The 24,150-nt window shown below is 73.0% G+C and carries 28 protein-coding genes; 13 read left to right on the forward strand and 15 right to left on the reverse strand.

Features of this window, described 5'->3' with window-relative positions:
* Positions 1-6: 6 nt before the first annotated feature.
* Positions 7-882, forward strand: coding sequence for an SGNH/GDSL hydrolase family protein (locus ABLE53_RS09585; protein ID WP_348858615.1), 876 nt, complete (start codon positions 7-9; stop codon positions 880-882).
* Here the strand turns inward: ABLE53_RS09585 and ABLE53_RS09590 are convergent, their stop codons facing one another.
* The 4 genes from ABLE53_RS09590 to ABLE53_RS09605 all read right to left on the reverse strand — a co-directional run bounded on the left by ABLE53_RS09590 (position 883) and on the right by ABLE53_RS09605 (position 2,963).
* A complete protein-coding gene (locus ABLE53_RS09590; RefSeq protein WP_348858617.1) occupies positions 883-1,893 on the reverse strand; it encodes an RNA polymerase sigma factor in 1,011 nt (336 codons plus the stop codon). It abuts the gene before it with no gap.
* A 232-nt stretch (positions 1,894-2,125) separates the two neighbouring features.
* On the reverse strand, positions 2,126-2,263 hold the full coding sequence (locus ABLE53_RS09595) for a hypothetical protein (protein ID WP_348858618.1): 138 nt from the start codon (positions 2,261-2,263) through the stop codon (positions 2,126-2,128).
* The gene (locus tag ABLE53_RS09600) at positions 2,260-2,604 is read right to left on the reverse strand and encodes a YciI family protein (RefSeq protein ID WP_348858620.1); all 345 of its coding nucleotides are present in this window, start codon (positions 2,602-2,604) and stop codon (positions 2,260-2,262) included. The genes ABLE53_RS09595 and ABLE53_RS09600 overlap by 4 nt, the downstream gene beginning before the upstream one ends.
* Positions 2,604-2,963, reverse strand: coding sequence for a YciI family protein (locus ABLE53_RS09605; RefSeq protein WP_348858621.1), 360 nt, complete (start codon positions 2,961-2,963; stop codon positions 2,604-2,606). Before ABLE53_RS09605 ends, ABLE53_RS09600 begins: the two co-directional genes overlap by 1 nt.
* A gap of 95 nt (positions 2,964-3,058) precedes the next feature.
* Between ABLE53_RS09605 and ABLE53_RS09610 the strand changes: the two genes are divergently transcribed.
* Together ABLE53_RS09610 and groL are read left to right on the forward strand one after the other, a co-directional pair.
* A complete protein-coding gene (locus tag ABLE53_RS09610; protein WP_348858622.1) occupies positions 3,059-3,604 on the forward strand; it encodes a GNAT family N-acetyltransferase in 546 nt (181 codons plus the stop codon).
* 206 nt (positions 3,605-3,810) lie between these two features.
* The gene (gene groL / locus ABLE53_RS09615) at positions 3,811-5,436 is read left to right on the forward strand and encodes a chaperonin GroEL (protein WP_348858623.1); all 1,626 of its coding nucleotides are present in this window, start codon (positions 3,811-3,813) and stop codon (positions 5,434-5,436) included.
* 165 nt (positions 5,437-5,601) lie between these two features.
* On the opposite strand, the gene ABLE53_RS09620 is transcribed toward groL, so the two are convergent.
* Together ABLE53_RS09620 and ABLE53_RS09625 are read right to left on the reverse strand one after the other, a co-directional pair.
* Positions 5,602-6,171 (reverse strand): hypothetical protein, encoded by a 570-nt coding sequence (locus tag ABLE53_RS09620; protein WP_348858624.1) that lies wholly within the window; start codon positions 6,169-6,171, stop codon positions 5,602-5,604.
* Positions 6,168-6,725 carry an RNA polymerase sigma factor gene (locus tag ABLE53_RS09625; protein WP_348858625.1) on the reverse strand — a complete coding sequence of 186 codons (558 nt, stop codon included), beginning with the start codon at positions 6,723-6,725 and terminating at the stop codon, positions 6,168-6,170. Before ABLE53_RS09625 ends, ABLE53_RS09620 begins: the two co-directional genes overlap by 4 nt.
* A gap of 114 nt (positions 6,726-6,839) precedes the next feature.
* Here ABLE53_RS09625 and ABLE53_RS09630 point away from each other — a divergent pair, with 114 nt between their 5' ends.
* From ABLE53_RS09630 to ABLE53_RS09640, 3 genes are read left to right on the forward strand one after another with little or no spacing between them, the layout of a single operon-like run.
* On the forward strand, positions 6,840-7,346 hold the full coding sequence (locus ABLE53_RS09630) for a hypothetical protein (protein WP_348858626.1): 507 nt from the start codon (positions 6,840-6,842) through the stop codon (positions 7,344-7,346).
* A gap of 53 nt (positions 7,347-7,399) precedes the next feature.
* Positions 7,400-7,993, forward strand: a complete 594-nt coding sequence (locus tag ABLE53_RS09635; protein WP_348858627.1) for a hypothetical protein — start codon at positions 7,400-7,402, stop codon at positions 7,991-7,993.
* On the forward strand, positions 7,990-8,553 hold the full coding sequence (locus tag ABLE53_RS09640; RefSeq protein ID WP_348858628.1) for a nucleotidyltransferase family protein: 564 nt from the start codon (positions 7,990-7,992) through the stop codon (positions 8,551-8,553). Before ABLE53_RS09635 ends, ABLE53_RS09640 begins: the two co-directional genes overlap by 4 nt.
* Here ABLE53_RS09640 and ABLE53_RS09645 read toward each other — a convergent pair.
* Both ABLE53_RS09645 and ABLE53_RS09650 read right to left on the reverse strand, forming a co-directional pair.
* Positions 8,550-9,722, reverse strand: a complete 1,173-nt coding sequence (locus tag ABLE53_RS09645; protein ID WP_348858629.1) for a TolB-like translocation protein — start codon at positions 9,720-9,722, stop codon at positions 8,550-8,552. The genes ABLE53_RS09640 and ABLE53_RS09645 overlap by 4 nt on opposite strands.
* Positions 9,719-10,609 carry a hypothetical protein gene (locus tag ABLE53_RS09650; protein WP_348858630.1) on the reverse strand — a complete coding sequence of 297 codons (891 nt, stop codon included), beginning with the start codon at positions 10,607-10,609 and terminating at the stop codon, positions 9,719-9,721. The genes ABLE53_RS09645 and ABLE53_RS09650 overlap by 4 nt, the downstream gene beginning before the upstream one ends.
* Before the next feature lie 142 nt (positions 10,610-10,751).
* Between ABLE53_RS09650 and ABLE53_RS09655 the strand changes: the two genes are divergently transcribed.
* The 3 genes from ABLE53_RS09655 to ABLE53_RS09665 are packed head-to-tail and all read left to right on the forward strand — an operon-like array spanning position 10,752 to position 13,907.
* A complete protein-coding gene (locus ABLE53_RS09655; protein ID WP_348858631.1) occupies positions 10,752-11,618 on the forward strand; it encodes an AAA family ATPase in 867 nt (288 codons plus the stop codon).
* Positions 11,615-12,784, forward strand: a complete 1,170-nt coding sequence (locus ABLE53_RS09660; RefSeq protein ID WP_348858632.1) for a vWA domain-containing protein — start codon at positions 11,615-11,617, stop codon at positions 12,782-12,784. Before ABLE53_RS09655 ends, ABLE53_RS09660 begins: the two co-directional genes overlap by 4 nt.
* A complete protein-coding gene (locus tag ABLE53_RS09665; RefSeq protein WP_348858634.1) occupies positions 12,777-13,907 on the forward strand; it encodes an XdhC family protein in 1,131 nt (376 codons plus the stop codon). The genes ABLE53_RS09660 and ABLE53_RS09665 overlap by 8 nt, the downstream gene beginning before the upstream one ends.
* On the opposite strand, the gene ABLE53_RS09670 is transcribed toward ABLE53_RS09665, so the two are convergent.
* Positions 13,902-14,051 carry a hypothetical protein gene (locus ABLE53_RS09670; protein WP_348858635.1) on the reverse strand — a complete coding sequence of 50 codons (150 nt, stop codon included), beginning with the start codon at positions 14,049-14,051 and terminating at the stop codon, positions 13,902-13,904. The genes ABLE53_RS09665 and ABLE53_RS09670 overlap by 6 nt on opposite strands.
* Positions 14,052-14,124: 73 nt before the next feature.
* On the opposite strand from ABLE53_RS09670, the gene ABLE53_RS09675 reads away from it, so the two are divergent.
* Positions 14,125-14,994, forward strand: coding sequence for an alpha/beta hydrolase family protein (locus tag ABLE53_RS09675; protein WP_348858636.1), 870 nt, complete (start codon positions 14,125-14,127; stop codon positions 14,992-14,994).
* A 97-nt stretch (positions 14,995-15,091) separates the two neighbouring features.
* Positions 15,092-16,777, forward strand: a complete 1,686-nt coding sequence (locus ABLE53_RS09680) for a tannase/feruloyl esterase family alpha/beta hydrolase (RefSeq protein WP_348858637.1) — start codon at positions 15,092-15,094, stop codon at positions 16,775-16,777.
* Between the two features lie 8 nt (positions 16,778-16,785).
* Here ABLE53_RS09680 and ABLE53_RS09685 read toward each other — a convergent pair whose 3' ends face one another.
* Positions 16,786-17,169, reverse strand: a complete 384-nt coding sequence (locus tag ABLE53_RS09685; RefSeq protein ID WP_348858638.1) for a PPOX class F420-dependent oxidoreductase — start codon at positions 17,167-17,169, stop codon at positions 16,786-16,788.
* A 96-nt stretch (positions 17,170-17,265) separates the two neighbouring features.
* On the opposite strand from ABLE53_RS09685, the gene ABLE53_RS09690 reads away from it, so the two are divergent.
* Together ABLE53_RS09690 and ABLE53_RS09695 are read left to right on the forward strand one after the other, a co-directional pair.
* The gene (locus ABLE53_RS09690) at positions 17,266-17,715 is read left to right on the forward strand and encodes a winged helix-turn-helix transcriptional regulator (protein ID WP_348858639.1); all 450 of its coding nucleotides are present in this window, start codon (positions 17,266-17,268) and stop codon (positions 17,713-17,715) included.
* A gap of 86 nt (positions 17,716-17,801) precedes the next feature.
* Positions 17,802-19,055: a transcriptional regulator gene (locus ABLE53_RS09695; protein ID WP_348858640.1), complete on the forward strand. Its 1,254-nt coding sequence runs from the start codon at positions 17,802-17,804 to the stop codon at positions 19,053-19,055.
* Between the two features lie 114 nt (positions 19,056-19,169).
* Here ABLE53_RS09695 and mftF read toward each other — a convergent pair whose 3' ends face one another.
* From mftF to mftA, 5 genes are read right to left on the reverse strand one after another with little or no spacing between them, the layout of a single operon-like run.
* A complete protein-coding gene (mftF, locus tag ABLE53_RS09700) occupies positions 19,170-20,597 on the reverse strand; it encodes a mycofactocin biosynthesis glycosyltransferase MftF (RefSeq protein ID WP_348858641.1) in 1,428 nt (475 codons plus the stop codon).
* Positions 20,594-21,397, reverse strand: a complete 804-nt coding sequence (locus ABLE53_RS09705; RefSeq protein ID WP_348858642.1) for a mycofactocin-coupled SDR family oxidoreductase — start codon at positions 21,395-21,397, stop codon at positions 20,594-20,596. Before ABLE53_RS09705 ends, mftF begins: the two co-directional genes overlap by 4 nt.
* Before the next feature lie 7 nt (positions 21,398-21,404).
* On the reverse strand, positions 21,405-22,610 hold the full coding sequence (gene mftD / locus ABLE53_RS09710; RefSeq protein ID WP_348858643.1) for a pre-mycofactocin synthase MftD: 1,206 nt from the start codon (positions 22,608-22,610) through the stop codon (positions 21,405-21,407).
* On the reverse strand, positions 22,607-23,983 hold the full coding sequence (gene mftC, locus ABLE53_RS09715) for a mycofactocin radical SAM maturase (protein WP_348858644.1): 1,377 nt from the start codon (positions 23,981-23,983) through the stop codon (positions 22,607-22,609). The genes mftD and mftC overlap by 4 nt, the downstream gene beginning before the upstream one ends.
* The gene (mftA, locus tag ABLE53_RS09720) at positions 23,983-24,087 is read right to left on the reverse strand and encodes a mycofactocin precursor MftA (protein WP_348858646.1); all 105 of its coding nucleotides are present in this window, start codon (positions 24,085-24,087) and stop codon (positions 23,983-23,985) included. Before mftA ends, mftC begins: the two co-directional genes overlap by 1 nt.
* Between the last annotated feature and the right edge of the window lie 63 nt (positions 24,088-24,150).

The raw sequence follows: 24,150 nt of genomic DNA on the forward strand, positions 1-24,150 counted from the left end.
GGAAGCATGAGCTCACGCACGCAGGAGGCCAAGCAGATCGGCATCGCCGCCGTGACCGCCGGCGTGGCCGGTGCCGTCGGTGTCGTCGGAGCGGCCGCGGGGCTGGGGTTCGTCACCCTGCTCAAGCGTCAGGCCGAGCACGCTCGTCAGGTCATCGGGAAGCCGCTCGGCGAGGTCGCGCCGAATGCTGACAAGATCTACAAGAAGTCGTACGCCGGCCGCCCGATCGACCTGCTCATCGTCGGCGACTCGATCGCCGCCGGGCTGGGCGCCGAGACCGCCAAGGGCACTCTCGGTGCCAGGCTGGCGAAGGGGATCGCGAGGCGGGTCGAGCAGCCGGTGCGGTTGCGGACCATCGCGGTCGTGGGCGCCGAGACCTCGATGGTGCCGGCCCAGCTCGCGACGCTCCCGGCGTCCTACGTCCCCGACGTCGCGGTGGTCATCGTCGGCGGCAACGACGTCACCCACCGGATCCCGATCAGCGAGTCGGTGAGCGACCTCGTCTCGGTGATCGAGAGCCTCCGCGAGCGCGGCGCCGCGGTCGTGGTCGGCACCTGCCCCGACGTCGGCGCCGTACGCCCGCTGCCCCAGCCGCTGCGCTCCCTCGGCCGCCGGGTGGCGCGGCAGCTGGCCGCCGCACAGGCGGAGGCGTCCCTCGCCGCCGGCGCTCACGTGGTCTCGCTCGCCGAGGTGGTCGGTCCGTTCTTCATCACCAATCCCGACGAGATGTTCAGCATCGACCGGTTCCACCCCAGCGCCGCCGGCTACAAGCGCACCGCGAAGGCGATGCTCCCGTCCGTGCTCGCCGCGCTCGGCCACGTCGACGACGTGCCCTTCGGCCACCTGCTGCCGGTGCCGGACGAGCCCGACCAGGTGGGCTGACTACCCCGCCGCGACTCCCGCCCGCCGGGCCGCGAGCTCGACCCGCTCGGCCCCGTTGGAGCAGAGCGCGAGGGCCGCGTCGTACGCCGCCACGGCCTCGGCGTCGCGGCCGAGCCGCTCCAGCAGCCGGGCGCGTACGGCGGGCAGCCGGTGCCCCGGGAGGGCGACCTGCTCGAGCTCGGCGAGCCCGGCCTCGGCACCCTGTGCCTCGGCGACGGCGACGGCCCGGTTGAGGCGTACGACGGGGCTCTCGCGCAGGGCGAGCAGCTCGTCGTACCGCTGCACGATCCGCTCCCAGGCGGTCTCGTCGGAGCTCGGCGCGATCGCGTGCTCGGAGGCGATGAGCGCCTGGAGGAGGTACGGCGCCGGCGGGGCCTGCACGAGCGGCGCGAGCAGGCCGAGCGCCTCGGCGATCTCGTCGGTGTGCCACAGCGCACGGTCCTGGTCGGGGAGCAGCACGAGCCTCCCGTCGCGGACGCGCGCGTCCCGCCGGGAGTGCTGGAGCAGCATCAGGGCGAGCAGCGCGTCCACCTCGGCGTCGGGCTCGGGGAGCACCGCACGCAGCACCCGCACCAGCCGGATCGCCTCGCCGGCCTGCTCGACCCGGAGCACCTCCGCGCCGGAGCCGGGCGCGTAGCCCGCGGTGAACGCCAGGTAGGCCACGTCGGTCACCACGCCGACCCGCTCGGCGAGCTCGCGCCCCGACGGCACGCCGAACGAGGCCCCCGCCAGCCGCTTGCGCGCCCGGGTCAGCCGCGCCGCCATCGTCGGCGTCGAGAGCAGGAACAGCCGGGCGACGTCCTCGGTCGGGACGCCCAGCACCAGCCGGAGCGTCAACGCGGCCGCCGCCTCGCGGGAGAGCCGCGGATGGGCGCACAGCAGCACCAGCCGGAGCCTCTCGTCGACGATCTGCTCGCCTTCCCCCGAATCGGGCACCGTCGCCATCACCCGCTGCGCCCCCTGGGTCAGCTCCGCCTCGACCGCGAGCAGCGGCATCTTGCGGACCAGCACGTCCTCCGAGCGCAGCCGGTCGACGATCCGGCGCCGGGCGGCGGTGAGCAGCCAGCCCTGCGGATTGAGAGGTACGCCGTCGGCGGCCCACGTGCGGGCCGCCGCCTCGAAGGCGTCGGCGAGCCCGTCCTCGGCGAGGTCGAGGCGGCGGTACTGCGCGACGAGCAGGGCCAGCAGCCGGCCCCACTCGTCGCGCAGCAGCTCCTCGAGGCGCGCCGCGGCGGTCAGCGACTCACTCCTCGACCGTCGGGCGGATCTCGACGGTGAGGTCGTCCGGCAGCAGTCGTGCCAGCTCCTCGCGGCCCGCCGGCGACACCGACTCCCAGCGGTCGTAGTGGTCCGGCTCGGTCAGCATCACCATGAGCCTCATGACTGGTCCACCCCGCGGATCTCGATCGCCGACTCGGCCTTGGCGAGCAGCTTGCAGCACTCGGCGAGGTCGTCGCGGTCGTCGCTCTCCACGACGTACAGCCCGGCCAGGTGCTCGGCGGCCTCGGTGTAGGGGCCGTCGGTGATCCCGCTCGCGCGTACGGTGACGGCGGTGGCCGGGTCGGCGAGCGCCGCGCCGTAGCCCTTCAGGACGGTGTGGCCGCGCTCGGCGAGGAGCTCGGCGAACTGGCCGTGGACGGCGAAGACCGCCTCCTTCTCCTCCTCGCTCTTGGCCTGCCACTCGGCCTCGACGTTCGGGATGAGCAGGTAGTACCTGGCCATCACGCCTCCCCGTGCTCGACGACCGGCCGGATCTCGAGGGTCTGCTCGAGGTCCGCGAGGACCTTGCAGCACTCGACGAGGTCGTCGAGGTCGTCGGTCTCCACGGCGTAGAAGCCGGTGACGTGCTCGGTGGCCTCGGCGTACGGCCCCTCGGTGACGGTGAACCCGTCGCCGCTCTTGTGGACCGTCGTCGTGTGGCGCGAGTGGGTGAGCTCGGCGCCGGACGTGATCGTGTGGCCGCGCTCGGCGAGGAGGGCGGCGAACTTCCCGTGCACCTCGTAGCCGGCCGCCTTCTCCTCGGGCGAGGCGGCCTCCCAGCGGGCCTCGCCCTCGGGCAGCAGGATGATGTATCGGGCCATGTCGGTGTCCCCAATCGGTGAGTTGAAGGGAGTCTGTCACCGTGATGACGGACGAGGGAGGCCCCGATCGACAGCCGGGGACTACGTTGTACGCCGTGCAGCACCTCGTCCTCACCTTCCGCGACGCCGCCGAGCCCGACGTGGAGGGTCTGGTGGCACTCATCGAGTCCGCCTACCGCGGCGACACCAGCCGGACCGGCTGGACCACCGAGGCCGACATCCTGCACGGCCAGCGCACCGACCCCGACGGCGTACGCGAGGTCATAGCGACGCCCCACAGCCGACTCCTGGTCGCCGAGCTCGACGGCGTCCTCGTCGCCTGCTGCCAGCTCGAGCACCGCTCGCGTCCCGACGGCGAGCACGCCTACTTCGGCATGTTCGCGGTCAGCCCGGCCCTCCAGGGCAGCGGCCTCGGCACGCAGGTGATGGCCGAGGCCGAGCGGATCGCCCGCAAGGAGTGGGGCACGACGTCGATGGAGATGACCGTGATCTCGGTCCGCGAGGACCTGATCGCGTTCTACGAGCGGCGCGGCTACCGGCGTACGGGGGAGATGTCGCCGTTCCCGTACGGAGACGAGCGGTTCGGCATCCCGCAGCGCGACGACCTCGAGTTCGAGCGCCTGGTGAAGAGCCTCTTCTGAGCCTCCCGGTTTTCTTGCACTCGCCCGGGGCGAGTGCTAAACATGGCGTTGGCACTCGTAGCATGAGAGTGACAACACCGGACCGGTGACGTTGAGGCTCCTCGTCCGGCGGAGAAGGGTTCCGTCGGGTGCGCGGGGTCGTCCGTCGCGGGCAACCCATCGGACCGGGTCCAACGAACTTCCCTAAGCGAAGGATCGCAGGAGCAATGCCGAAGCTGATTGCTTTCAACGAGGAGGCCCGCCGCGGGCTGGAGAAGGGTATGAACACCCTCGCCGACGCGGTCAAGGTCACCCTCGGCCCCAAGGGCCGCAACGTCGTCCTCGAGAAGAAGTGGGGCGCCCCCACCATCACCAACGATGGTGTCTCCATCGCCAAGGAGATCGAGCTCGAGGACCCGTACGAGAAGATCGGTGCCGAGCTGGTCAAGGAGGTCGCCAAGAAGACCGACGACGTCGCCGGTGACGGTACGACGACGGCGACCGTCCTCGCCCAGGCGCTGGTCAAGGAGGGTCTGCGCAACGTCGCCGCCGGGGCCAACCCGATGGGCCTCAAGCGCGGCATCGAGACCGCCGTCGCCGCCATCTCCGAGCAGCTGCTCTCGCAGGCCAAGGAGGTCGAGACCAAGGAGCAGATCGCTGCGACCGCCTCGATCTCGGCCGCCGACACCACCGTCGGCGAGATCATCGCCGAGGCGATGGACAAGGTCGGCAAGGAGGGCGTGATCACGGTCGAGGAGTCGAACACCTTCGGCCTCGACCTCGAGCTCACCGAGGGTATGCGCTTCGACAAGGGCTACATCTCGGCGTACTTCGTCACCGACCCGGAGCGCATGGAGACGGTCCTCGAGGACCCCTACATCCTCATCGCCAACCAGAAGGTCTCCAACGTCAAGGACCTGCTGCCCGTCCTCGAGAAGGTCATGCAGTCCGGCAAGCCGCTGGTCATCATCGCCGAGGACGTCGACGGCGAGGCCCTCTCGACCCTGGTCGTCAACAAGATCCGCGGCACCTTCAAGTCCGTCGCCGTCAAGGCCCCCGGCTTCGGTGACCGCCGCAAGGCCATGCTGCAGGACATCGCGATCCTGACCGGTGGCCAGGTCATCTCCGAGGAGGTCGGCCTCAAGCTCGAGAACACCGACCTGCCGCTCCTCGGCCAGGCCCGCAAGGTCGTCATCACCAAGGACGAGACCACCATCGTCGAGGGTGCCGGCGACAGCGCCCAGATCGAGGGCCGGGTCAACCAGATCCGCGCCGAGATCGAGAAGTCGGACTCCGACTACGACCGCGAGAAGCTGCAGGAGCGCCTCGCCAAGCTGGCCGGCGGCGTCGCCGTCATCAAGGTCGGCGCGGCCACCGAGGTCGAGCTCAAGGAGCGCAAGCACCGCATCGAGGACGCCGTCCGCAACGCGAAGGCGGCCGTCGAGGAGGGCATCCTCCCGGGTGGTGGCGTCGCGCTCGTCCAGGCCGCGAAGGCCGCCTTCGAGAAGCTCGAGGTCGAGGGCGACGAGGGCACCGGTGCCGCGATCGTCAAGGCCGCCGTCTCGGCGCCGCTGAAGCAGATCGCCGTCAACGCCGGCCTCGAGGGCGGCGTCGTGGCGGAGAAGGTCGCCGGCCTCGAGCCGGGTCACGGCCTCAACGCCGCCACCGGCGAGTACGTCGACCTGCTGGCCGCGGGCATCATCGACCCGGCCAAGGTGACCCGCTCGGCACTGCAGAACGCCGCGTCGATCGCCGCGCTGTTCCTCACCACCGAGGCCGTCGTGGCCGACAAGCCGGAGAAGGCCGCCCCCGCGGGCGACCCCACCGGCGGCATGGGCGGCATGGACTTTTAGTCGGACAAGCCCAGCGACAAGGTCGAGGAGCGTCGGCACGGACCGCGCGCCAGCGCGGGACGTGCGACGCGTCTCGAGACCCGGTCGCTCGAAGCAACAACCGGCAGGGCCCCTCTTCCTCGCGAGGAGGGGCCCTGCTCCATTTCGGCGTCGAGCCGGGGTCTGTCAGCAACCCTTCGGGAGGTGGCCCGTCCAGCGGATCTGCAGCCCGGCGACACCGTCGGAGACCGAACCGCTGGTGGTGAGGTGGAGGACGGCGCCGGAGTCGGCCCACGTGGCCGGGACCGTCAGGCTGAACGCGTCCTGAGAGAGCCGTGCCCTCGTCGGTCCGCCGCACGGCCGTGTCGGCCCGTCGTTCGAGAGGTGCCTGCCGGCGCCGCTGTCGTCCCGCGCCGTCACCGACCTGCCGCCGTGGGCGGGCGCGGGCGGCGCGGCGCTGGCGTCGTAGTCGACGTCGGCCTCGATGCCGTGGGCGGCAAGGGCCTTCTCGAGGCCGGCGGCATCGTCGAGCCGGTGGATGGTGACGGTGACGTCGCCGGAGGAGTCCTCCGAGACGGCGTACGCCGCCGGCGACTGCGTCAGCGTGACGCCGACCGCGACGGCCGCGGCGGCGCCGACAGGTACGGCGGCCCAGCCCCACCGGCGGGAGCGGCGCGTGGTTGCGGGAGGAGCCGCCTCGGCGACGTGCCGGCGGAGCTCGGTGAGCAGTGACTGCTCGAAGGTGTCGAGGGTCATGGGAGTGCCTCCGTGATGCGTGGTTGGAGCTGTGACTGGACCCGGGCGCGGCTTCGGTGCAGCCGGACCCGCGCGGTGCCCGGCTTCACCCCCAGCACGGCGGCGGCCTCGGTCACGGACAGCCCGTCGACCGCGACCAGCTCCATGAGGGCGCGGTCGCGACGGGGGAGGGACGCCAGGGCGTCGTACAGGCGGCGGGTCTCGCGCTCGGCGTCGAGCCGCTCCTCGATCCGGGCGAGGGAGTCGGCGTCGAGGAGGCGGCGGCCCGAGATCCGGCGTACGGTCTCGCGGTCCTTCGCCTGCCGTCGGAACTCGGCGGCGACGACATGGCGGGCGACGCCGGTGAGCCAGCCGGCCGGCGAGCCCCGATCGGGCCGGAAGCCGCGCGCGCCGTCGATCGCGGCGAGGAACACCTCGGCGGTGAGGTCGGCCGCGAGGTGGGGATCGCTCACCCGCCGCGCGACGAACCGCTGCACCTGCTCGAGGTGCGTCCGGTAGAAGTCCTCGAACGCGTCCGGATCCTGGGCGATCCGGTGGAGGTCGGGCGTGGTCATGTCCCTACTTGGGAGAGCGTGCGTACGACGTTACAGCGGGTGTACGGCGGCGGGCGCGGCTCTCAGGAGGAGACCCGGTGCGCTCTCAGGAAGCCGGGCGCGGATGATGGGTGCATGAGCACCGACGCTCCGGAGCAGGCCCCGGACACCTCGCGGGGTCCGGACCCGGACTACCGCCTGCTGGTCCTCGCGGCGATCGTGCCCGCGGTGGTGATCGCGGCGATCCTGATCAGGATCCTCGTCGACCGACCGCACGACTCCAACCTCCATCCGGCCACCCAGACGGTGACGGTCCCCGCCGACGCGCCGGCGTCCGGCTGCGGGAAGGCCGACGCCGATGCGCTGGCCGGCCAGGAGGACGCGGTCGAGGCGACCGTGACCTCGGTGAGCGGTACGACGGTCACCCTGGAGCCGAAGCGGGTCTTCAAGGGCGAGCGGTCCCAGCGGATCGAGCTCCAGCTGCCGTCGGCGACGCCGGCGCCGGCACTGAGGCTGCCGACCTTCCAGGACGGCCACACCTACCTGCTCGCGATCGCCACGGACGGCACGCTGTCCGGATGCGGCCTGACGGGCGAGGAGTCCGGCTCCCTGGAGAGCCTCTACAGCCAGGCCTTCGGCTGACCGAGCGGGTGTCCCGCCGCAATCGACGACCGGTCGTGTCGCATCATGGAGACATGAGCCTCGACGTCGAGCCACAGACCAGCACGCCGACCCCGCCGCGCTCGCCGTGGCGCTGGGTCGCGGCGGCCGTCGCGGTCGCGGTGCTGGTCGTGGCAGCGGCCGCGTCGGCGGTGCTGTGGCTCGGCGAAGGCGACGACGGCCACACCGACGGCGGCCTCCGTGCCGACCCATCGGCCGCAGCGTCCACCGACACCGGCGCTGCGTCCGACTCGGCGTCCGACTCCGCGTCCGGGTCGCAGCCGCTGGCGCTCACCGTGACGCCGCAGACCGGCCGCTGCCTGCTGCCGTCCGCCGACCGGCTCAAGTCGGGCGCGACGCTGGCCTTCGAGGCCACCGTCGGCGAGGTCGACCAGTCCACCGGCACCGCCGTCCTCGACGTCACGAAGTGGCTCTTCTCCGACGGCTTCGGCGGCACCGACACCGTCCGGATCGCGCTCCCGGCCCGCACGACCGAGTCGACGCCCACCTTCGCGCCCGGCCACACCTACCTCGTCGCCGCGGGCGGCGACGCGCAGGTGATGGGGTGCGGCTTCACCGGCGAGAAGACCCCCCGGCTGACCAGGCTGTACGCCGCGGCGTTCCGGTGACCCCGCCCGCAACGACGCTGCACGGCCTGCTCCTCGCCGCCGGCGGCGGCCGGCGGATGGGGACGCCGAAGGCGCTCGTCGACGACTGGCTGATCACCTCGGTCGCGGTCCTGCGTCAGGGCGGCTGCGACGACGTCACCGTCGTCCTCGGAGCGGCGGCCGATCGGGCCCGTGCGCGGCTCGGAGGCGAGGAGCGGGTCGTGGTCGCCGAGGACTGGGCGGAGGGCATGTCGGCCTCGCTCCGCGCTGGGCTCGCCGCCGTCGCGGGCGAGCCGGCCGACGCCGTACTCGTCCATCTCGTCGACCTCCCCGACGTCGGCCCCGAGGTCATCGCCCGGGTCGGCGCCCTCGCCTCCCCGTCGGCGCTCGCGCGGGCGACGTACGCCGGCGTCCCGGGCCACCCGGTCCTGATCGGCCGCGACCACTGGGCCGGTGTCGCCGAGACGCTGGCGGGCGACCAGGGCGCGAAGGCGTACCTGCGGTCACACGGCACCGAGCCGGTCGAGTGCGGCGACCTCGCGACCGGGGCCGACGTCGACGCCCGACCATCCGGGCGCTAGCCGCCCGAGACCTCGTCGACGTGGATCGTGGTGCCGCCGTTGCCCACGGTGGCGTAGGCGAGCCGCCGACCGGCGGCGGCGCTGCCGACGGCATACCTCCCCGGCGGGAGCCGGACCTCCTTGGTGGAGGTCAGCGAGCGAACGACCCGGCGCCCGTCGGGGTCCCAGGACGCGAAGCCGTCGCCGGCCAGGGCGGGGGAGGAGAGGATGTAGCCCCGGTTGAGCAGGGTCGGCCGCCCGCCGTCGAGCGGTTGGGACCAGACGGTGTAGGGGTCGTCGAGGATCCCGAGGGCCGGCATCCGCTTCGGGTTCTGCTCGATGTGCTGGGTCCAGACGACGTCGTCGCCGGCGGCCGCGCACCCCATCGCGAGGGCGGTGTGGGTCAGTGGGGCCGGGTCGCCGCCGGTGATCGGGACGCTCCAGCAGTCGCCGCCGACGGTGTGGCCGCGCGCGCCGGTGGCGGCGGCGCCGAGGTAGACGAGTCGGTCGCCCGCGAGCGTCTCGCTCCCGGGCGTCATCTCGGTGTGGCGCAGCAGGTCCTTGGGCGCGCCCCAGCCCGGCTTCCACACGGACTCCCGCGCGCTCCGGTCGGACTCGGCGGAGGTCCAGAAGAACCAGCCGTCCTGGCCGAGGACGATGGGGACGTACGGGTCGGGCTCGTCGCCGTTCGAGGCGAGCTGCACCGTCTCGCCGGTCCTCGTGTCGACCGCCCGGATCCGCCACCGCACGTCGGGTGAGCTGTCGCTCTGCTCGGCCGACTGGTCGACGTACGCCACCCAGTCGCCGGTCGCGGCCACCCAGTTGATCAGGCCGTGCGGCCACGCGCTCTTAGCGACGACCCGCGGCCTGCTGTCGTCGAAGCCGGCCACGCCGACCTCGCGCCAGCTGTCGTCGCTCCCGTCCGAGAACGGGAAGACGACCTCGTCGTCTCCCAGCCTGACCGGGCCGACACTGCCGGGCACCCGCACCTTGGTCGTCGGGTGCAGCGCGAGCGGACCGGTGGACGGGCTCGACGCCGTGGCGGCCGATGGCGAGCGGCCCGTCGAGGAGCCGTCCGACGGCGTACCCCCGGACGGGCCGGCACCCGGCGACCCCGACCCACAGCCGGCCGTGATCGTGGCGAGGGCGACCAGCGCCCCGGCGACGACCACGGCCGGGGCGCGCGTCACGCCACGATCCCGTGGATGCTCGTGTGCATGACCGCCTGCCAGACGTTCCACAGCTGCTCGCGGTGCTTGCCGTAGGGGTTGCCGTACGAGCTCGAGCCGTAGGTGAAGACCGGGTCCCACTCCTCGCCGACGTAGACCATCCGCTTCGCCGCGTTGGTGTTGTCGTAGCCGTAGGCGAAGTCGAAGTGGTTGAGCGCCTTGCCGTTGAAGAACGAGTAGTACTCCGTGTCCACGTTGAGGATCACCGACTGGTGGTAGTCGTGGGTGTCGGCCGCGATCGTCGCCAGCATGGCGAACCGGTCGGACGGGCGCCAGGTCTTCCAGCTCCCGAACCGGGAGAAGTGGTTGTTGAGCGCGGCCGCGACGTTGGCCCGGGCGGTGCCGTTGCTCGTCGTGCCCTCCCAGATCGCGAACTGGTCCTCGCTGATGTTCTTGTAGCTGCCGTCGGCGTGCTCGTACATCGCGGCCACCATGTTGCGGGTCGCCGCCGGCCCGCAGGTGTAGCTCTTCCTCCCGTTGCCCTGGCCCTCCTTGAAGATCGTCATCCGCGCGACCTCGGGCAGGTAGTAGTTGCGCACCGGTGGCGACGCGGCGTCGTCGGCGCTCCTCCCGCTCGCCTGGGCGACGAACGCGGCGTGGAGGGTCGAGATCCGCTCGTCCTTCTCCGCCCGCTGCCGTCGCTGGGCGCCGGTGAGCGGATGCTGCTCCACCGGGGCCGCGCAGGTGCCCTGCTCGGTCGTGTAGCCCTCCGCGCAGGAGCTGGTGCTGGCTGCAGTGCTGGGTGCGGTGCTGGGTGCGGTGCTGGCTGTGACGGGTGGGGGCGTCGCGAGGAGTACGCCGCCGAGCAGCGCTCCCGCGACGCCGGCCGCCAGGGTCGGTGCGTGCATGGTTCCCCCGAGATCAGGACCGGGACCGGCCCGGCCGCTTTCCGACATGGTTTCCGCGGTCGCGGCAGGCTCAAACCACCCGATTGAGCGCTGAATGGAAGCCCAACCCGGATCCAACGCCGCTCGGATTACTCTCGAAGGTATGGAGCTGACCCCCGCCACGGTCACCGAGCGACTCGGTGCGACCGGCTACCTGAGCGACCCCGAGCTCGCGACCGTGGTGTTCCTCGCCCTCAAGATGGAGCGGCCGCTGCTGCTCGAGGGTGAGCCCGGCACCGGCAAGACCGCGATGGCCGAGGCGATCTCCGAGGCCTTCGGCCTCCCGCTGGTGCGGCTGCAGTGCTACGAGGGGATCGACGCCACCCAGGCGCTCTACGACTGGGACTTCCCGCGCCAGATCCTGCACCTGCGTGCCCTCGAGGCGGCCGGCCACGGGGCCGAGGTCGAGGAGGCCGAGAAGAGCCTGTACGACGAGCGCTTCCTGCTCGCCCGACCGGTGCTGGCCGCGCTCCAGCAGAGCCCCGCCGTCCTGCTCGTCGACGAGGTCGACCGGGCCGACGACGAGTTCGAGGCGTTCCTGCTCGAGGTCCTGTCGACCTACCGGGTGAGCATCCCGGAGCTCGGCACCGTCGCCGCGGCGGTGCCGCCTGTCGTCGTACTCACCTCCAACCGCACCCGCGAGCTCCACGACGCGCTCAAGCGCCGGTGCCTCTACCACTGGATCGACCACCCCGGCCTCGAGCGCGAGGTGGCGATCGTGCGCAGCCGCGCGCCCGAGGTGTCGGCCGAGCTCGCCCGCCAGGTCGTCGGGATCGTGCAGGAGCTCCGTACCGACAGCCTGCAGAAGCCCCCGGGCGTCGCCGAGACGCTCGACTGGGCCCGTGCCCTCAACCACCTCGGCACCCAGCGGCTCGACCTCGCCACCGCCGCGGCGACGCTGGGCGCCCTGGTGAAGTACCGCGAGGACGCCGACCGCGTCCGCGCCGCCCTGGACCGGATGCTGGCATGAGCGGTCCGAGCGGCGCGGGTGGTTTCCAGACGGTTGCTAGTGCAACCTCCTCAACCACCGCGTCGAACGATGCGGACGAGGTGTTCCTCGCCTTCACGCGGGCGCTGCGCGCGGCCGGGGTGCCCGTGACGCAGGACCGCGCCCAGGGCTACCTCGCCGCCGTCGCGCTGGTGGGCGCCGGCGACCCGGCCGGGACGTACGCCGCCGGCCGGGCGACCCTCTGCGCCGGGCCGGACGACCTCAGCCGCTACGACCAGGTCTTCGAGGCGTGGTTCGGCACCGACGAGCTGCCCCGGACCCAGCCGGTGGCCCGGGTGTCGACCCCCTCGCAGCTTCCCGAGACCGTCGGGACCGGTGAGGGGGCCGGTCCCGACGGCGATCCCGTGCGCGCCAAGGCCAGTGCGGCCGAGGTGCTTCGCCACCGCGACGTGGCCGGCCTTGACCCGGCCGAGCGCGAGCAGCTCGCCGCTCTCGTGGGCCGGCTCGAGGTGCGGCCGCCCCGCCGGCGTACGCCTCGTCAGCAGGCCTGGCGGCGCGGCCGGGTCGACCCCACCCGCACGCTCCGCGCGAGCCTGCGCCGGATGGGCGAGCCCGCCGAGATCCGATGGCGCCGCCGCGGCACGCGGCCGCGCCGGGTCGTCGTCCTGGCCGACGTGTCCGGCTCGATGAGCGCGTACGCCGACGCGGTGCTGCGCATCGCCCACCGCATGGTCACCTCGGCGCGAGCGCGTACCGGCTCGCGGGCCGTCGAGGTCTTCACCGTCGGGACGAGGCTCACCCAGCTGACCCGGGCGATGAGCCTGCGCGACGCCGACCGGGCGCTGGTGGCGGCGGGCGAGACGGTGCCCGACTGGTCCGGCGGCACCCGGCTGGGCGAGACGCTGCAGCGCTTCCTCGACACCCAGAGCGGTCTGGCGCGCGGCGCCGTCGTCGTCGTGATCAGCGACGGCTGGGAGCGTGGCGACGCGACCCTGCTCGGCGAGCAGATGGAGCGGCTGCACCGGATCGCGCACCGGGTCGTGTGGGTCAACCCGCACCGCGGGAAGGCGGGCTACGAGCCGGTGCAGGCCGGCGTACTCGCCGTCCTCCCGCATGTCGACGACTTCCTCGCCGGGCACTCGCTCGCGACCTACGAGGAGCTGATGGAGGTGATCGCCCGTGCGTGACGTACTGGACGAGCTCATGAAGTGGTGGGACTCGGGCGAGACCGTGGGGATGGGGACCGTGGTGGCGACGTTCCAGTCGGCGCCGCGCCCCGCCGGTGCCTCGATGCTGGTCGGGCCGGACGAGTCGGCGGTCGGGTCGGTGTCGGGGGGCTGCGTCGAGGGCGCCGTCTACACCCTCGCCCAGGAGGTCGTGGACTCCGGGACGCCGGTGCTGGAGAGGTACGGCGTCTCCGACGACGACGCCTTCGCGGTCGGGCTGACCTGCGGCGGGATCCTGGACGTCTACGTCGAGAAGGTGAACCAGGAGACCTTCCCCGAGCTCGGTGAGATCGCCGATGACATCCGGGAGGGCCGACCCGTCGCGCTGGCGACGGTGATCGAGCACCCGGACCCTGCCGTGATGGGCCGCCGGGTGATCGTCCGCCCGGACGGCATGAAGGGCTCGCTCGGCAGCTCCCGGATGGACGATGCGGTCCACGACGACGCGCTCGGACTGCTGGCTCAGGGCAACAACGCCACCCTGACCTACGGCACCGACGGTGAGCGCCGGGGCGAGGGCATGCGGGTCTTCGTGTGGGGCTTCGCGCCCAAGCCGCGGATGCTCGTCTTCGGGGCGATCGACTTCGCCGCCGCGGTGGCCCGGGTCGGCTCGTTCCTGGGCTACCACGTGACGGTGTGCGACGCCCGGCCGGTGTTCGCCACCCACTCGCGGTTCCCCGACGCCGACGAGGTGGTCGTCGACTGGCCGCACCGCTTCCTCACCACGGAGGCGGAGGAGGGCCGGATCGACGCCCGCACGGTCGTCTGCGTGCTGACCCACGATCCGAAGTTCGACGTACCCCTCCTCGAGGTCGCGCTCCGCCTGCCCGAGGTCGCCTACGTCGGCGCGATGGGCTCGCGGCGTACGCACGAGGACCGGCTCGCGCGGCTGCGCGAGGCCGGGCTCACCGAGGAGGAGCTGTCCCGGCTGTCCTCGCCGATCGGGCTCGACCTGGGCGCGCGTACGCCGGAGGAGACCGCCGTCTCCATCGCCGCCGAGATCATCGCCGGCCGCTGGGGCGGCTCCGGCGAGCGACTCGCCTCCACCGCCGGCCGGATCCACCGGGACGTCGCCCGGTCATGAGCAGGTCATGATCCGGGTCGCGGCGGCGATCACGGGGCTGATCCTCGCGCTCGCCGGCTGCGGTTCATCGGGGCCGTCCTCGGCGCCGTCGGGGCCGTCCTCGGGGCCGGACGGTCCTCCGAGCGACTCTGTTGGTCTCGGCACGCCGTCGCTCGTTCCTCGCTCCGGCGGCTCGACCAGCGTCCCGGTTCCCGTCCCGACGGCGACGCTTCCTCCTGTGACGCACCGGGTGTCGCTGCCGGCGCTGATGCGGGCGTCGTACGACGGCGGACGGCTGCGCATCGTGCGACGGATCGCGGTGACCGAGGCCTACACCCGCTGGGAGGTGACCTACCGCAGCGGCGACCTGAGCATCTCCGGCGTACTCGTGCGGCCGCACGGCCAGGGGCCGTTCCCGGGCGTCGTGCTGGCCCACGGCCACATCGAGCCGTCGATCTACGTCACCGGCCAGGGCCTCGCCCGGGAGCAGGACCGGCTGGCCCGCGAAGGCTTCGTCGTGCTCCACACCGACTACCGCGGCCACGCCGACTCCGACCCGGCCGGCCCGATCGACGTGGAGACCAGGCTCGGCTACGCCCGGGACACGATCAACGCCGTCCGCACCCTCCGCCGCCTCCCGTACGTCGACGGTGACCGGCTCGCGCTGCTCGGCCGCTCCATGGGTGGCGGCGTCGTCCAGGACGTCCTCGTCGCGCAGCCCGGGCTGGTGAAGGCGGCGGTCGTGTACGCGTCGGTGAACTCCTCCTTCCTCGACAACCTGCGCCGCTGGACGCTGCCGGAGCGGCCGGAGGCCGCGGAGGCGCTCTTCGACCGGTTCGGGACACCCCGGGCGGACCCGGGCTTCTACCGCGGTCTGTCGCCGCGGACCTACTTCGACCGGATCACCGAGCCTGTCCTCATGTTCCACGGCACCAGCGACGACTCCTGCCCGGTCGCCTGGTCCCGCACCACCTACCGCCTGCTGCGGCGGGCCGACGTCGACGCCCGGCTCGTCATCTATCCCGGCGAGGAGCACGCCTTCATCCCTCGGTGGGAGGACTCGATCCGGACCACAGTGCGGTTCCTGCGGCGCCACCTCGACCTCTGAGACCGCATCCCCGACCTCTACCGCCACCCGGAAGACCGGTCGACGCCGTCACGGGACCGGAGCCACCGTGGGAGCGTCGACATCTCGGGAGGCGACGATGCACTCGATCCGGCAGCGGCTCGTTGCGACGGTGGCAGGGCTGATGAGTGCGGTGGCGCTCGCGACGGGGGCCGGGTCGCCGGCCGACGCGCACCCGCCCGGGGGAAACTCGGGCAGCGGCCACTGGGGCAGCGGCCACTGGGGCAGGGCCGGCAGCGTGACGCTGGCCGAGCAGCGCTGCGACAGCCTCGTCGACCTCACGGTCGACCGGCGGCAGATCGGCCTGCCGACCAGCGGGGCGTACCTCGAGTCGGCGACCTGGACCACCAGCGGCGAGACGGCGTACTGCCAGGTGACCGGCTGGATCAGACCCGTCCACCAGGGGTCGCCCTCCATGCAGTTCGAGGTCAACCTGCCCGCGGAGTGGAACCGGCGGACGCTGCAGATGGGCGGCGGCGGGTACGACGGCACGCTGGTCACCGGGCTCGACGCCTACACCGCGCAGCCGAGCGGAGAGGCGACGCCGCTGCAGCAGGGCTACGTGACCCTCGGCAGCGACGGCGGCCATCAGGGCGGCCCTGGGTTCGACGGCACGTTCGGGCTCGACGACGAGGCGCTGCTCAACTACGGCAAGGAGTCGGTCAAGAAGACCCACGACGCTGCCGCGGTCGTCGTCCGCGCGGCCTACCACCGCAATCCGGCGTACTCCTACTTCATCGGCGGCTCCCAGGGCGGCCACGAGGCCCTCGACGCGGCCGCGCGCTACCCGAAGGACTACGACGGCGTCATCGCCAACTACCCGGCGTACAACGTCACGATGATGCACGAGGGCGCCGTCAACTTCCGCGACGCGCTGTACGGCGACGGTGGGGCCGGGTGGCTCAGTCCGGCCAAGACGAAGCTCATCACGGACGCGGTGTACGCCGCCTGCGACGGGCTCGACGGCGCCGACGACGACATCGTCAGCAACGTCCGCGGCTGCGACCGGGTCTTCGACCCCGACACGCTGCGCTGCCCGAGCGGGACCGACGAGGGCGACACCTGCCTCTCCGACGCCCAGCTGGCGGCCGCGAAGAAGATCGCCACCGACTACGACCTCGGCTTCCCGGTCGCGGGCAACCGGACCTTCGCCCGCAGCGCGCTCTTCGAGGGCGCCCTCTACCAGGGCTTCTCGGGCTTCGGCGCGCGCCCGCAGCCGTCCAACCCGATCGCCGGTGACGAGGCGCTGCAGTACATCGTGCTCGACCAGACCTCGAAGTACATCGTCACCCGCGACCCCTCGCTCGACACGATGAGCTTCGACCCGCGGCAGTGGCGGCAGCGGATCCAGCAGGTCGCGACGATCATGGACGTCACCGACGTCAGCCTCGAGCCCTTCCTGCGCCGCGGCGGGAAGATCATCCTCACCCACGGCACCGCCGACGACTTCATCACGCCGCACAACACGATCCAGTACTACGAGCGCCAGCTGCGGCAGTTCGGTCCGCGCCTGCGGAGCTTCCTGCGGTTCTACGAGATCCCCGGCTTCGGACACGGCCAGGGACCCTTCGACGCGACGTACGACGGCCTGGAGGCGCTGCAGGGCTGGGTCGAGCACGGGCGTGCACCGCGCAACCTGGTGGCGTACGACGGCAACCAGGGCGCCCACCGGTCCCGTCCGCTGTGCGAGTACCCGGCCTGGCCGTCGTACGTCGGCGGCGGCTCGATCGACGACGCGTCGTCGTACCGCTGCGTCGGCGGCTGACGGGCAGGTCAGCCGACGCCGACGTGCTGCCGCTCGGGCTCGATGAGCGCGACGATCCGGTCCTCACCGCGCGGGTAGGACTGGCCGGTGTACTTCCCGAAGATCCGGTCGATGATCTCCCAGCCGGCGTCGCCGTCGACCCACCGCTCCACCCGTCCGCGCAGGACCACCGGCTCGAACGGGTTGTCCGCCGAGGTCAGCGAGAGCGCCACCCGCGGGTCGTGGCGCAGGTTGCGGGCCTTGCGCGAGCCGGGCCCGGTGAAGATCGCGACCAGGTCGCCGTCCGTGCCGACACACATCGGCACGCTGTGCGGCGCGCCGTCGGGTAGCACCGTGGCCACGTGGGCGATCGGGGTGCCGTCGAGGAGGCGGCGTACGTCGGGGTCGAGCATGGTGTTCTCCTCCTGAGTTCCTTGAAGAAACTTGACCTGAGGGACGCTAGCACGCCTGAGTTCCCTGAGGGAACCCCATTTGCTAGAGTCGATCCCATGCAGCGCACGAACTTCGGCGAGATGGCCTGCTCGATCGCCCGCACGCTCGACGTGATCGGGGAGCCCTGGTCGCCACTCGTCCTGCGCGACGTCTGGGTCGGCATCAACCGGTTCGACCAGCTCCAGGCCGACCTCGGCATCTCCCGCAAGGTACTCACCGAGCGGCTCAACCACCTCGTGGACCAGGGCGTGCTGGAGCGCCGGCCGTACGACAACCGCCCTCGCCACGAGTACGCCCTCACCGAGAAGGGCCGCGAGCTCGTGGACATGCTCATGGTCATGGTCAGGTGGGGCGACAAGTGGCTGGCCGGCGAGGACGGTCCGCCGGTGCTCTACCGCCATCACGCGTGCGGTGAGATCGGCCGGGTCGACCTGCGCTGCGAGCGCTGCGGCCAGCCGATGCACGCCGGCGACATCGATCTGCTCCCGGGCCCGGGCGCCGCCTAGACCGGCGCAACGTCTGTGATCCGGGTCACGGGTCCGGTGCTACCGTGGCGACCACACATCGAGAGCGGGGGGAGCGGGAGGCACTGATGGTCCGTCCTGACCTCCAGGAGCGCCGCCTCGCGGCCGTGCGCGCCTGGTCCACGTTCGTGGAGAACGGCGATGCGGCGGAGGTGCTCGTCCGCCCCGAGATCCTCACCAGCTGGACCCGCTCCGGGGCGGCGGTGACCCCGGACGTCCCGGAGGCGCCGCTTGCCGACGAGACCGAGACGAAGGAGTACTTCCGCGAGTCTCCGCTCCAGGTCGCGGTCGAGCGGGTCGAGGAGGATCTGCGGCGTACGGCGGAGGACGGCGACCTCGTCATCGCCGTCACCGACCCGGACACCCGCATCCTGTGGACCTACGGCGGCCGGGTGATGCGCCGCCGCGCCGAGACGGTGAACTTCGTGCCGGCCGGGCGCTGGGACGACCAGTCGGTCGGCACCAACGCCCTCGACCTCGCGCAGCGCACCGGCGAGCCGGCGATGGTCTTCAGCGCCGAGCACTACGCCCAGGCGGTCCACAACTGGGTGTGCTGGGCGGCCCCGGTCTACGACCCGGCGACCGGCGCCCAGCTCGGCGTCATCGACCTCTCCACCACCTGGGACCGCACCCACCCGATCGGGCTCGCGACCGCCCGGGTGATGGCCCGGCTCATCGAGCAGGCACTGCCGAGCGTCCCGCAGCGGGCCACCTCGGGCTCGACCTCAGGAGGGCCCGAGCTCGGCGAGCCGGGCCTCGTCATGTCGCTCCTCGGCTCGGTCGAGATCTGGCTCGACGGCCAGCGGCTGCTGCTCAACCGGCGCCAGACCGAGGTGCTCGCCCTGCTCGCGCTCCACCCCGACGGGCTCTCGCTGGAGCAGCTGCACGCGATGCTCTACGGCGACCAGGCGGTCACCTTCTCCACCCTCAAGGCCGAGGTCTCCCACCTGCGCCAGGCCCTCGGCGGCCAGCTCTCCTCGCGTCCCTACCGCCTGCTGATGCCGATCTCCACCGACGTCGAGCACGTCCTGCGGCTGCTGCGTCGGGGCCTGGTCTCGGCGGCCGTCGAGGCGTACGGCGGCGACCTGCTGCCCGGCACCAACTCGCCGGCGCTCGCCGAGATGGGGGAGTACGTCGCCGTCGCGGTCCGCGAGGCGCTGCTCGCCGACCCCGTGCCGGACGCCGTGGTGCGCTACACCGAGCTGGCGCCGTACGACACCGAGGTCATCGAGGCCTGCCTCGCCACCCGGCCGAGCCTCGGCGGCCGCCCGCACCCCGCCGTACCCCTCCTCAAGGGGCGGCTCGCCGTCGCGGCGCGCTGACCGTCGAGGTCAGAGCGGGCGCACAATCCCACCACTGTGGGAATGTGGCAGCCCGGTCGGCCGGATCCGACCGCACTTCCGTGCATCTGCACGGAAGTGACAGATCCGCGCGTCTCAGCGCCGGGTTGGCCCGGGGCGGCGCGGGAGCAGGCAGCCGACCGAGCGCGACCGGAGCGCGCCGAGCCACAGTCCCGCCCCGTAGGCGAGGTCGTCGAGGCGGCGGCCGAGGAGCTGGTACGGCGCACCGGGGTGCTCGAGCTCGGCGACGACGGCGTCCACGGCGAGCGCGGTGAGCGCGGCCCGCCGGACGTGGCGGGACGGCAGCAGCAGGGCGGTGAGCGGCCACCAGTGGCGCAGCAGGAGCGCCGACTCCTGGCGGACCGCCCAGCCGAGCCCCTGCAGCGAGAGCCTCGCGGCGAGAGCCCGGCGACCGGGCACCTCGGGCAGGCGCCGGTCCAGCCGCCACGCTCCGACGGCGAGGCCCGCGGCGGCCACCGGCAGCGACCAGCGCCGGCGCAGCAGGACCGCGGCGCCGGCCACCGCGCCCGACACGGTGAGCACCGCCGGCGCTCCGGAGCGGCCGTGGCGGCGGGCGAGCGGCGCGCCGCCGGTGCCGTAGACGAGCTTGCGCCCCAGCCAGCCGCGCAGCGTCGGCCGGGTGTCGTGGTGGGCCACCTCGGCGGGGTCGTAGCGCACGGTCCAGCCGGCCTCCACCAGCCGCCACACCAGGTCGACATCCTCGCCGACGCGCATCCGCGGGTCGAAGCCGCAGGCCAGTCGGTCGGTGCGGCCGACCAGGCAGGCCGAGGGCAGCCAGCCGACGGCGGAGCCGGGGGCCACCGAGCAGGCCCGACGGCCGAGCGCGAGCGAGGAGGCCTCTTCGTCGTACCGCTCGAACCACCTCGCCCGCCCGTCCTCGCCACGGGTCGCCCGGCTGCGCACCAGCGGCCCGACCAGGGCGACCGTCTCGTCGGCGAAGTGCCTGGTCAGCCGGACGAGCATCGTGGCGTCGGCGACGACGTCGGAGTCGACGAAGGCGACGTACGCCGTCGTGACGCGCGCCAGACCCGCGTTGCGCGCCCCGGCCGGCCCGACGTTGTCGGTCAGCGCGACGACCTCGGCGCCGTGGGTGGCGGCGACCTTCGCGACCGACTCGGGGTCCTCCGAGGCGTCGTCGACGACGATGACCTGCAGGCCGTCGAGTGCGGCCAGGCAGCGGTCGAGCTGGGCGGGTCGGTCGCGGACGGGGACGACGACGGTGAGCCGCGCCGGGTCGACCGGCGCGCCGTCGATGACTGGGTCGGCGAGGTTGGCGTCGAGCAGCCGCGCGGCGAGCCGCTCCGAGCCCGGGTCGGCGGCGATGTCGAGCCGGCCATCCGGGGCGTCGGGCCCGTCGAGGCGCAGCCGCTCCACGGCACCCGGCCCGAGGCGGAGCGCCCGCAGCGGGGAGCCGCCGACGAGCAGGACGCCGTCCGGGGGTGCGGGCAGCCGGCGTACGTCGTCCCGGACCCGCACCGCGAAGCCGTCCCCGAATCGGCTCATGCGCGGAACCCGCCGTCGGCGTGCACGACCGAGCCGTTGAGGACCGCGCCGTCGCGGGAGCAGCAGTAGGCGATGGTCGAGGCGATCTCGTCCGGCTGCAGCGGCCGCCGCAGCAGCTGGTGGGAGGCGAGCTCGCCGACGTCGGCGTCCGGGTAGAGCGCGGCGGTCTCGGCGAGCATCGGTGTCGCGGTGGCGCCGGGGGAGACCGCGACCGCGGTGACGCCGGTGCCGACGAGGTCGGCGGCGAGCCCGCGGACGATACCGACGACGGCGTGCTTGGCGGCGTTGTAGGCGGCGAGGTGGAAGAGGCCGTGGGTCCCGGCGGCCGAGGCCACCGCGACGTACCGGCAGCCGGAGGGGTCGGGCCCCGTGAGCATGGCGGGTACGGCGGCGGCGGCGGTGTTCCACGCCCCGCGCGCGTTGGCCTGCCACAGCAGCTCGAGCTGGTCGTCGGGGGTGTCCCATAACGGCCGGCCGCCGCCGACCAGCCCGGCCGCGGCGACGGCCGCGTCCAGCCGGCCCCACCGCTCGACGACGGCCGAGACGGCGTCGGTCAGCGCGGCGCGGTCGCGGACGTCGGCGACGTGCGCCTCCACCTCGGCGCCTCCCTCGGCCGCGTCGTGGACGACGGTGTCGAGGTCAGCCTTCGTCGGCATCGGGTACGGGTCGGACTCGGGCCCGGCGCACCAGTCGAGCGCGAGGACGGCGTAGCCGTCGGACGCGAGCCGTCGCACGGTCGCCGCGCCCATGCCGCGGGCCGCGCCGGTGACCAGCGCGACCCGCCCGACCCCGCCCGCCATCAGCGCCTCACGACCCGAGGGCGAGGTGGAAGCCGTCCGGGACCAGCAGGTCGGTCTCGGAGAGCTCGGAGATGTCGGACTTGCCCAAGCCGAGGAGCGCGGAGTCGATGCCGCCCTTGAGGATGTCGAGGACGTTCTCCACACCCGCCTGGCCGTTGGCGGCCAGCCCCCACAGGTAGGCGCGGCCGATCATGACCGCCTTCGCGCCCAGGGCGAGCGCCTTGACGACGTCGGAGCCGCGGCGTACGCCGCCGTCGAGCAGCACGTCGACGTCGCTCCCGACCGCGTCGGCGACGGCCTTGAGACAGCGGATGGTCGCGGGCGTGCCGTCGAGGTTGTTGCCGCCGTGGTTGGAGACCGAGATCCCGTCGACGCCGGCGTCGACGGCCCGCTTGGCGTCGTCGACCCGGGTGACGCCCTTGAGCACGAACGGCCGGCCCGTCATGGCCTTCCACTCCTTGCCCATCCAGCCGACGTCCTCCCACGACGGCGGCGGGGTGGTCATCCACTCGTAGTAGGCGCCGAAGAAGGTGGGCGCGTCGCCACCCGGCGGCGCGAGGTTGGGGGCGGTCAGGTCGGGGATCGCCCCGGCCTGCGCGAACGCCTTCATCCAGCGCACCTTGGTCACGACCTTCGGCGCGAGGCGGAGCATCGTCCGGGCGTCGACCTTCTCCGGGATCTCCGGGCTTCCCCAGTCCCGTCCGATCGAGAACGACCAGTCGAGCGTCGCGATCAGTGCCTTCGCGCCGGCCCGGTGGGCCCGCTCCATCCGCTGGAGCATAACGTCGCGGTCGCCGGTCCAGTACATCTGGAAGAACGTCTGGTCGCAGGCGGCGCAGACCTCCTCGACCGGCTTGGAGGCGAAGTTGGAGAGCCCCATGATGGTGCCCCGGGCCGCCGCCGCGCGGGCGACGGCCACCTCACCGTCGGGGTGCACGGCCTGGACGCCGGTCGGGCTGATGATCACCGGCAGCGCGATGTCCTGCCCGAGCACGTGGGTGCTCATCGTCCGGTTGACCTGATGGCCCGCCACATGCGGCGCGAGCCCCAGGTCGGCGTACGCCCGCTGGTTCTCCGTCGATGTCTGGCCGCGCTCCGAGCCCGCCACCAGCGCGCCGTAGACCGGCTTGGGCAGCCGCTTCCGAGCCCGCTGCTGGGCCACCGCGACCGACTCGAACCAGGGGTTCTGCTTCCAGGGGTTCTCGATCCTCACAGCCCGACCCCTCCGGTCGTCGAGCCTGTCGAGACCCCCGCCAGCGGGTCGGGGTCGCACGCGGAGACCGGTGGCCGGCGCTGGAGGGTGAGCAGGACCGGTGCGTTGCGAGGAGGTACGACGCGGGAGTGGTCCTGGCTGGCGGCGGGGATCTGCCGCTCGGCGCTGAGCGCCGACTCGCCGTACCCCTGCACGCACTCGGGGTCCGGGCCGTCCAGCGGCAGCCCGGTGAAGAACTTGGCCGCCATGCAGCCGCCCCGGCAGGAGCTGTAGAACGAGCAGGAGGCGCACGCGCCGCCGGTCTGCGGGGCGCGCAGGTCGGCGAACAGCTCCGAGTCCTGCCAGACCCGCTCGAAGCCTCCGTCGGCGATCACGTTGCCGGCGCGGAACTCGTCGTGGATGGCGAACGGGCAGGCGTAGACGTCGCCCACCGGGTCGATCAGGCAGACCACCCGGCCGGCGCCGCACAGGTTGAGGCCGGGCAGCGCTCCGCTGCCGTCCTCGGGGCCGAAGGCGGCGAGGTGGAAGAACGAGTCGCCGGTGAGGACGTTCTCGCCGTGGGCGACGAGCCAGTCGTACAGCGTGCGCTGCTGCTCCGGCAGCGGGTGGAGCTCGTCCCACACGTCCGCGCCGCGGCCCGACGGACGCAGCCGGGTCAGCCGCAGGGTGGCGCCGTAGGAGTCGGCGATCGCCTTGAACTCGTCGAGCTGGCCGATGTTCTCCCGGGTGCAGACCACCGACAGCTTCGCGTCCTCGAAGCCCGCCTCGTGCAGGTTGCGCAGCGCGGTGATCGCGACCTCGTACGACCCCGGGCCGCGGACCCGGTCGTTGACCTCGGCGGTCGCGCCGTCGAGGGAGATCTGCACGTCGACGTAGCCCAGCGTCGCCGGGGAGGCGAGCCAGCGGGCCCGCTCCGGGGTCAGGCGTACGCCGTTGGTCGAGAACTTCACGCCGACGTGGTGGGTGACGGCGTACTCGACCAGGTGCCAGAAGTCGGGCCGTACGGTCGGCTCGCCGCCGCCGATGTTGACGTAGAAGACCTGCATCCGCTCCAGCTCGTCGATGACCGCCTCGCACTGCTCGGTGGTCAGCTCGCGCGGGTCACGCCGGCCCGAGGAGGACAGGCAGTGCGCGCAGGCGAGGTTGCAGGCGTAGGTCAGCTCCCAGGTCAGGCAGATCGGTGCGTCCAGGCCGTGCTCGAACTGCTGCTGGAGCGGGGCGCTGTCGCGGCCGCGAAGGAAGCTGAGCCGCCGGGTGGCGAAGTCGTAGGCCAGCGCCCCGAACCGCTCCGGCCGCAGCTCCGTAGTGGGCGGGAGACCCGCCCGCGCCCGCTCGAGAGCGGGCGCGAGCGGCGTGCTCGTGGCGGTCGCCATCAGTAGACGCCGCACATGCCGTCGATCGAGACCTCCTCGATGACCAGGTCATCGAGGGCGTCGGTGGCGTCGGACTGGGCGGTCTGCTCGAGCTGCGGGTCCATCTCGGCTCCTTCGTGTCGTTCCCGCGGACGGGGAGAGGGGTTGCGCTGTGTGACCCGAGCCAC

It is taken from the genome of Nocardioides asiaticus, from assembly GCF_040049175.1.
Taxonomy (GTDB): domain Bacteria; phylum Actinomycetota; class Actinomycetes; order Propionibacteriales; family Nocardioidaceae; genus Nocardioides; species Nocardioides cheoyonin.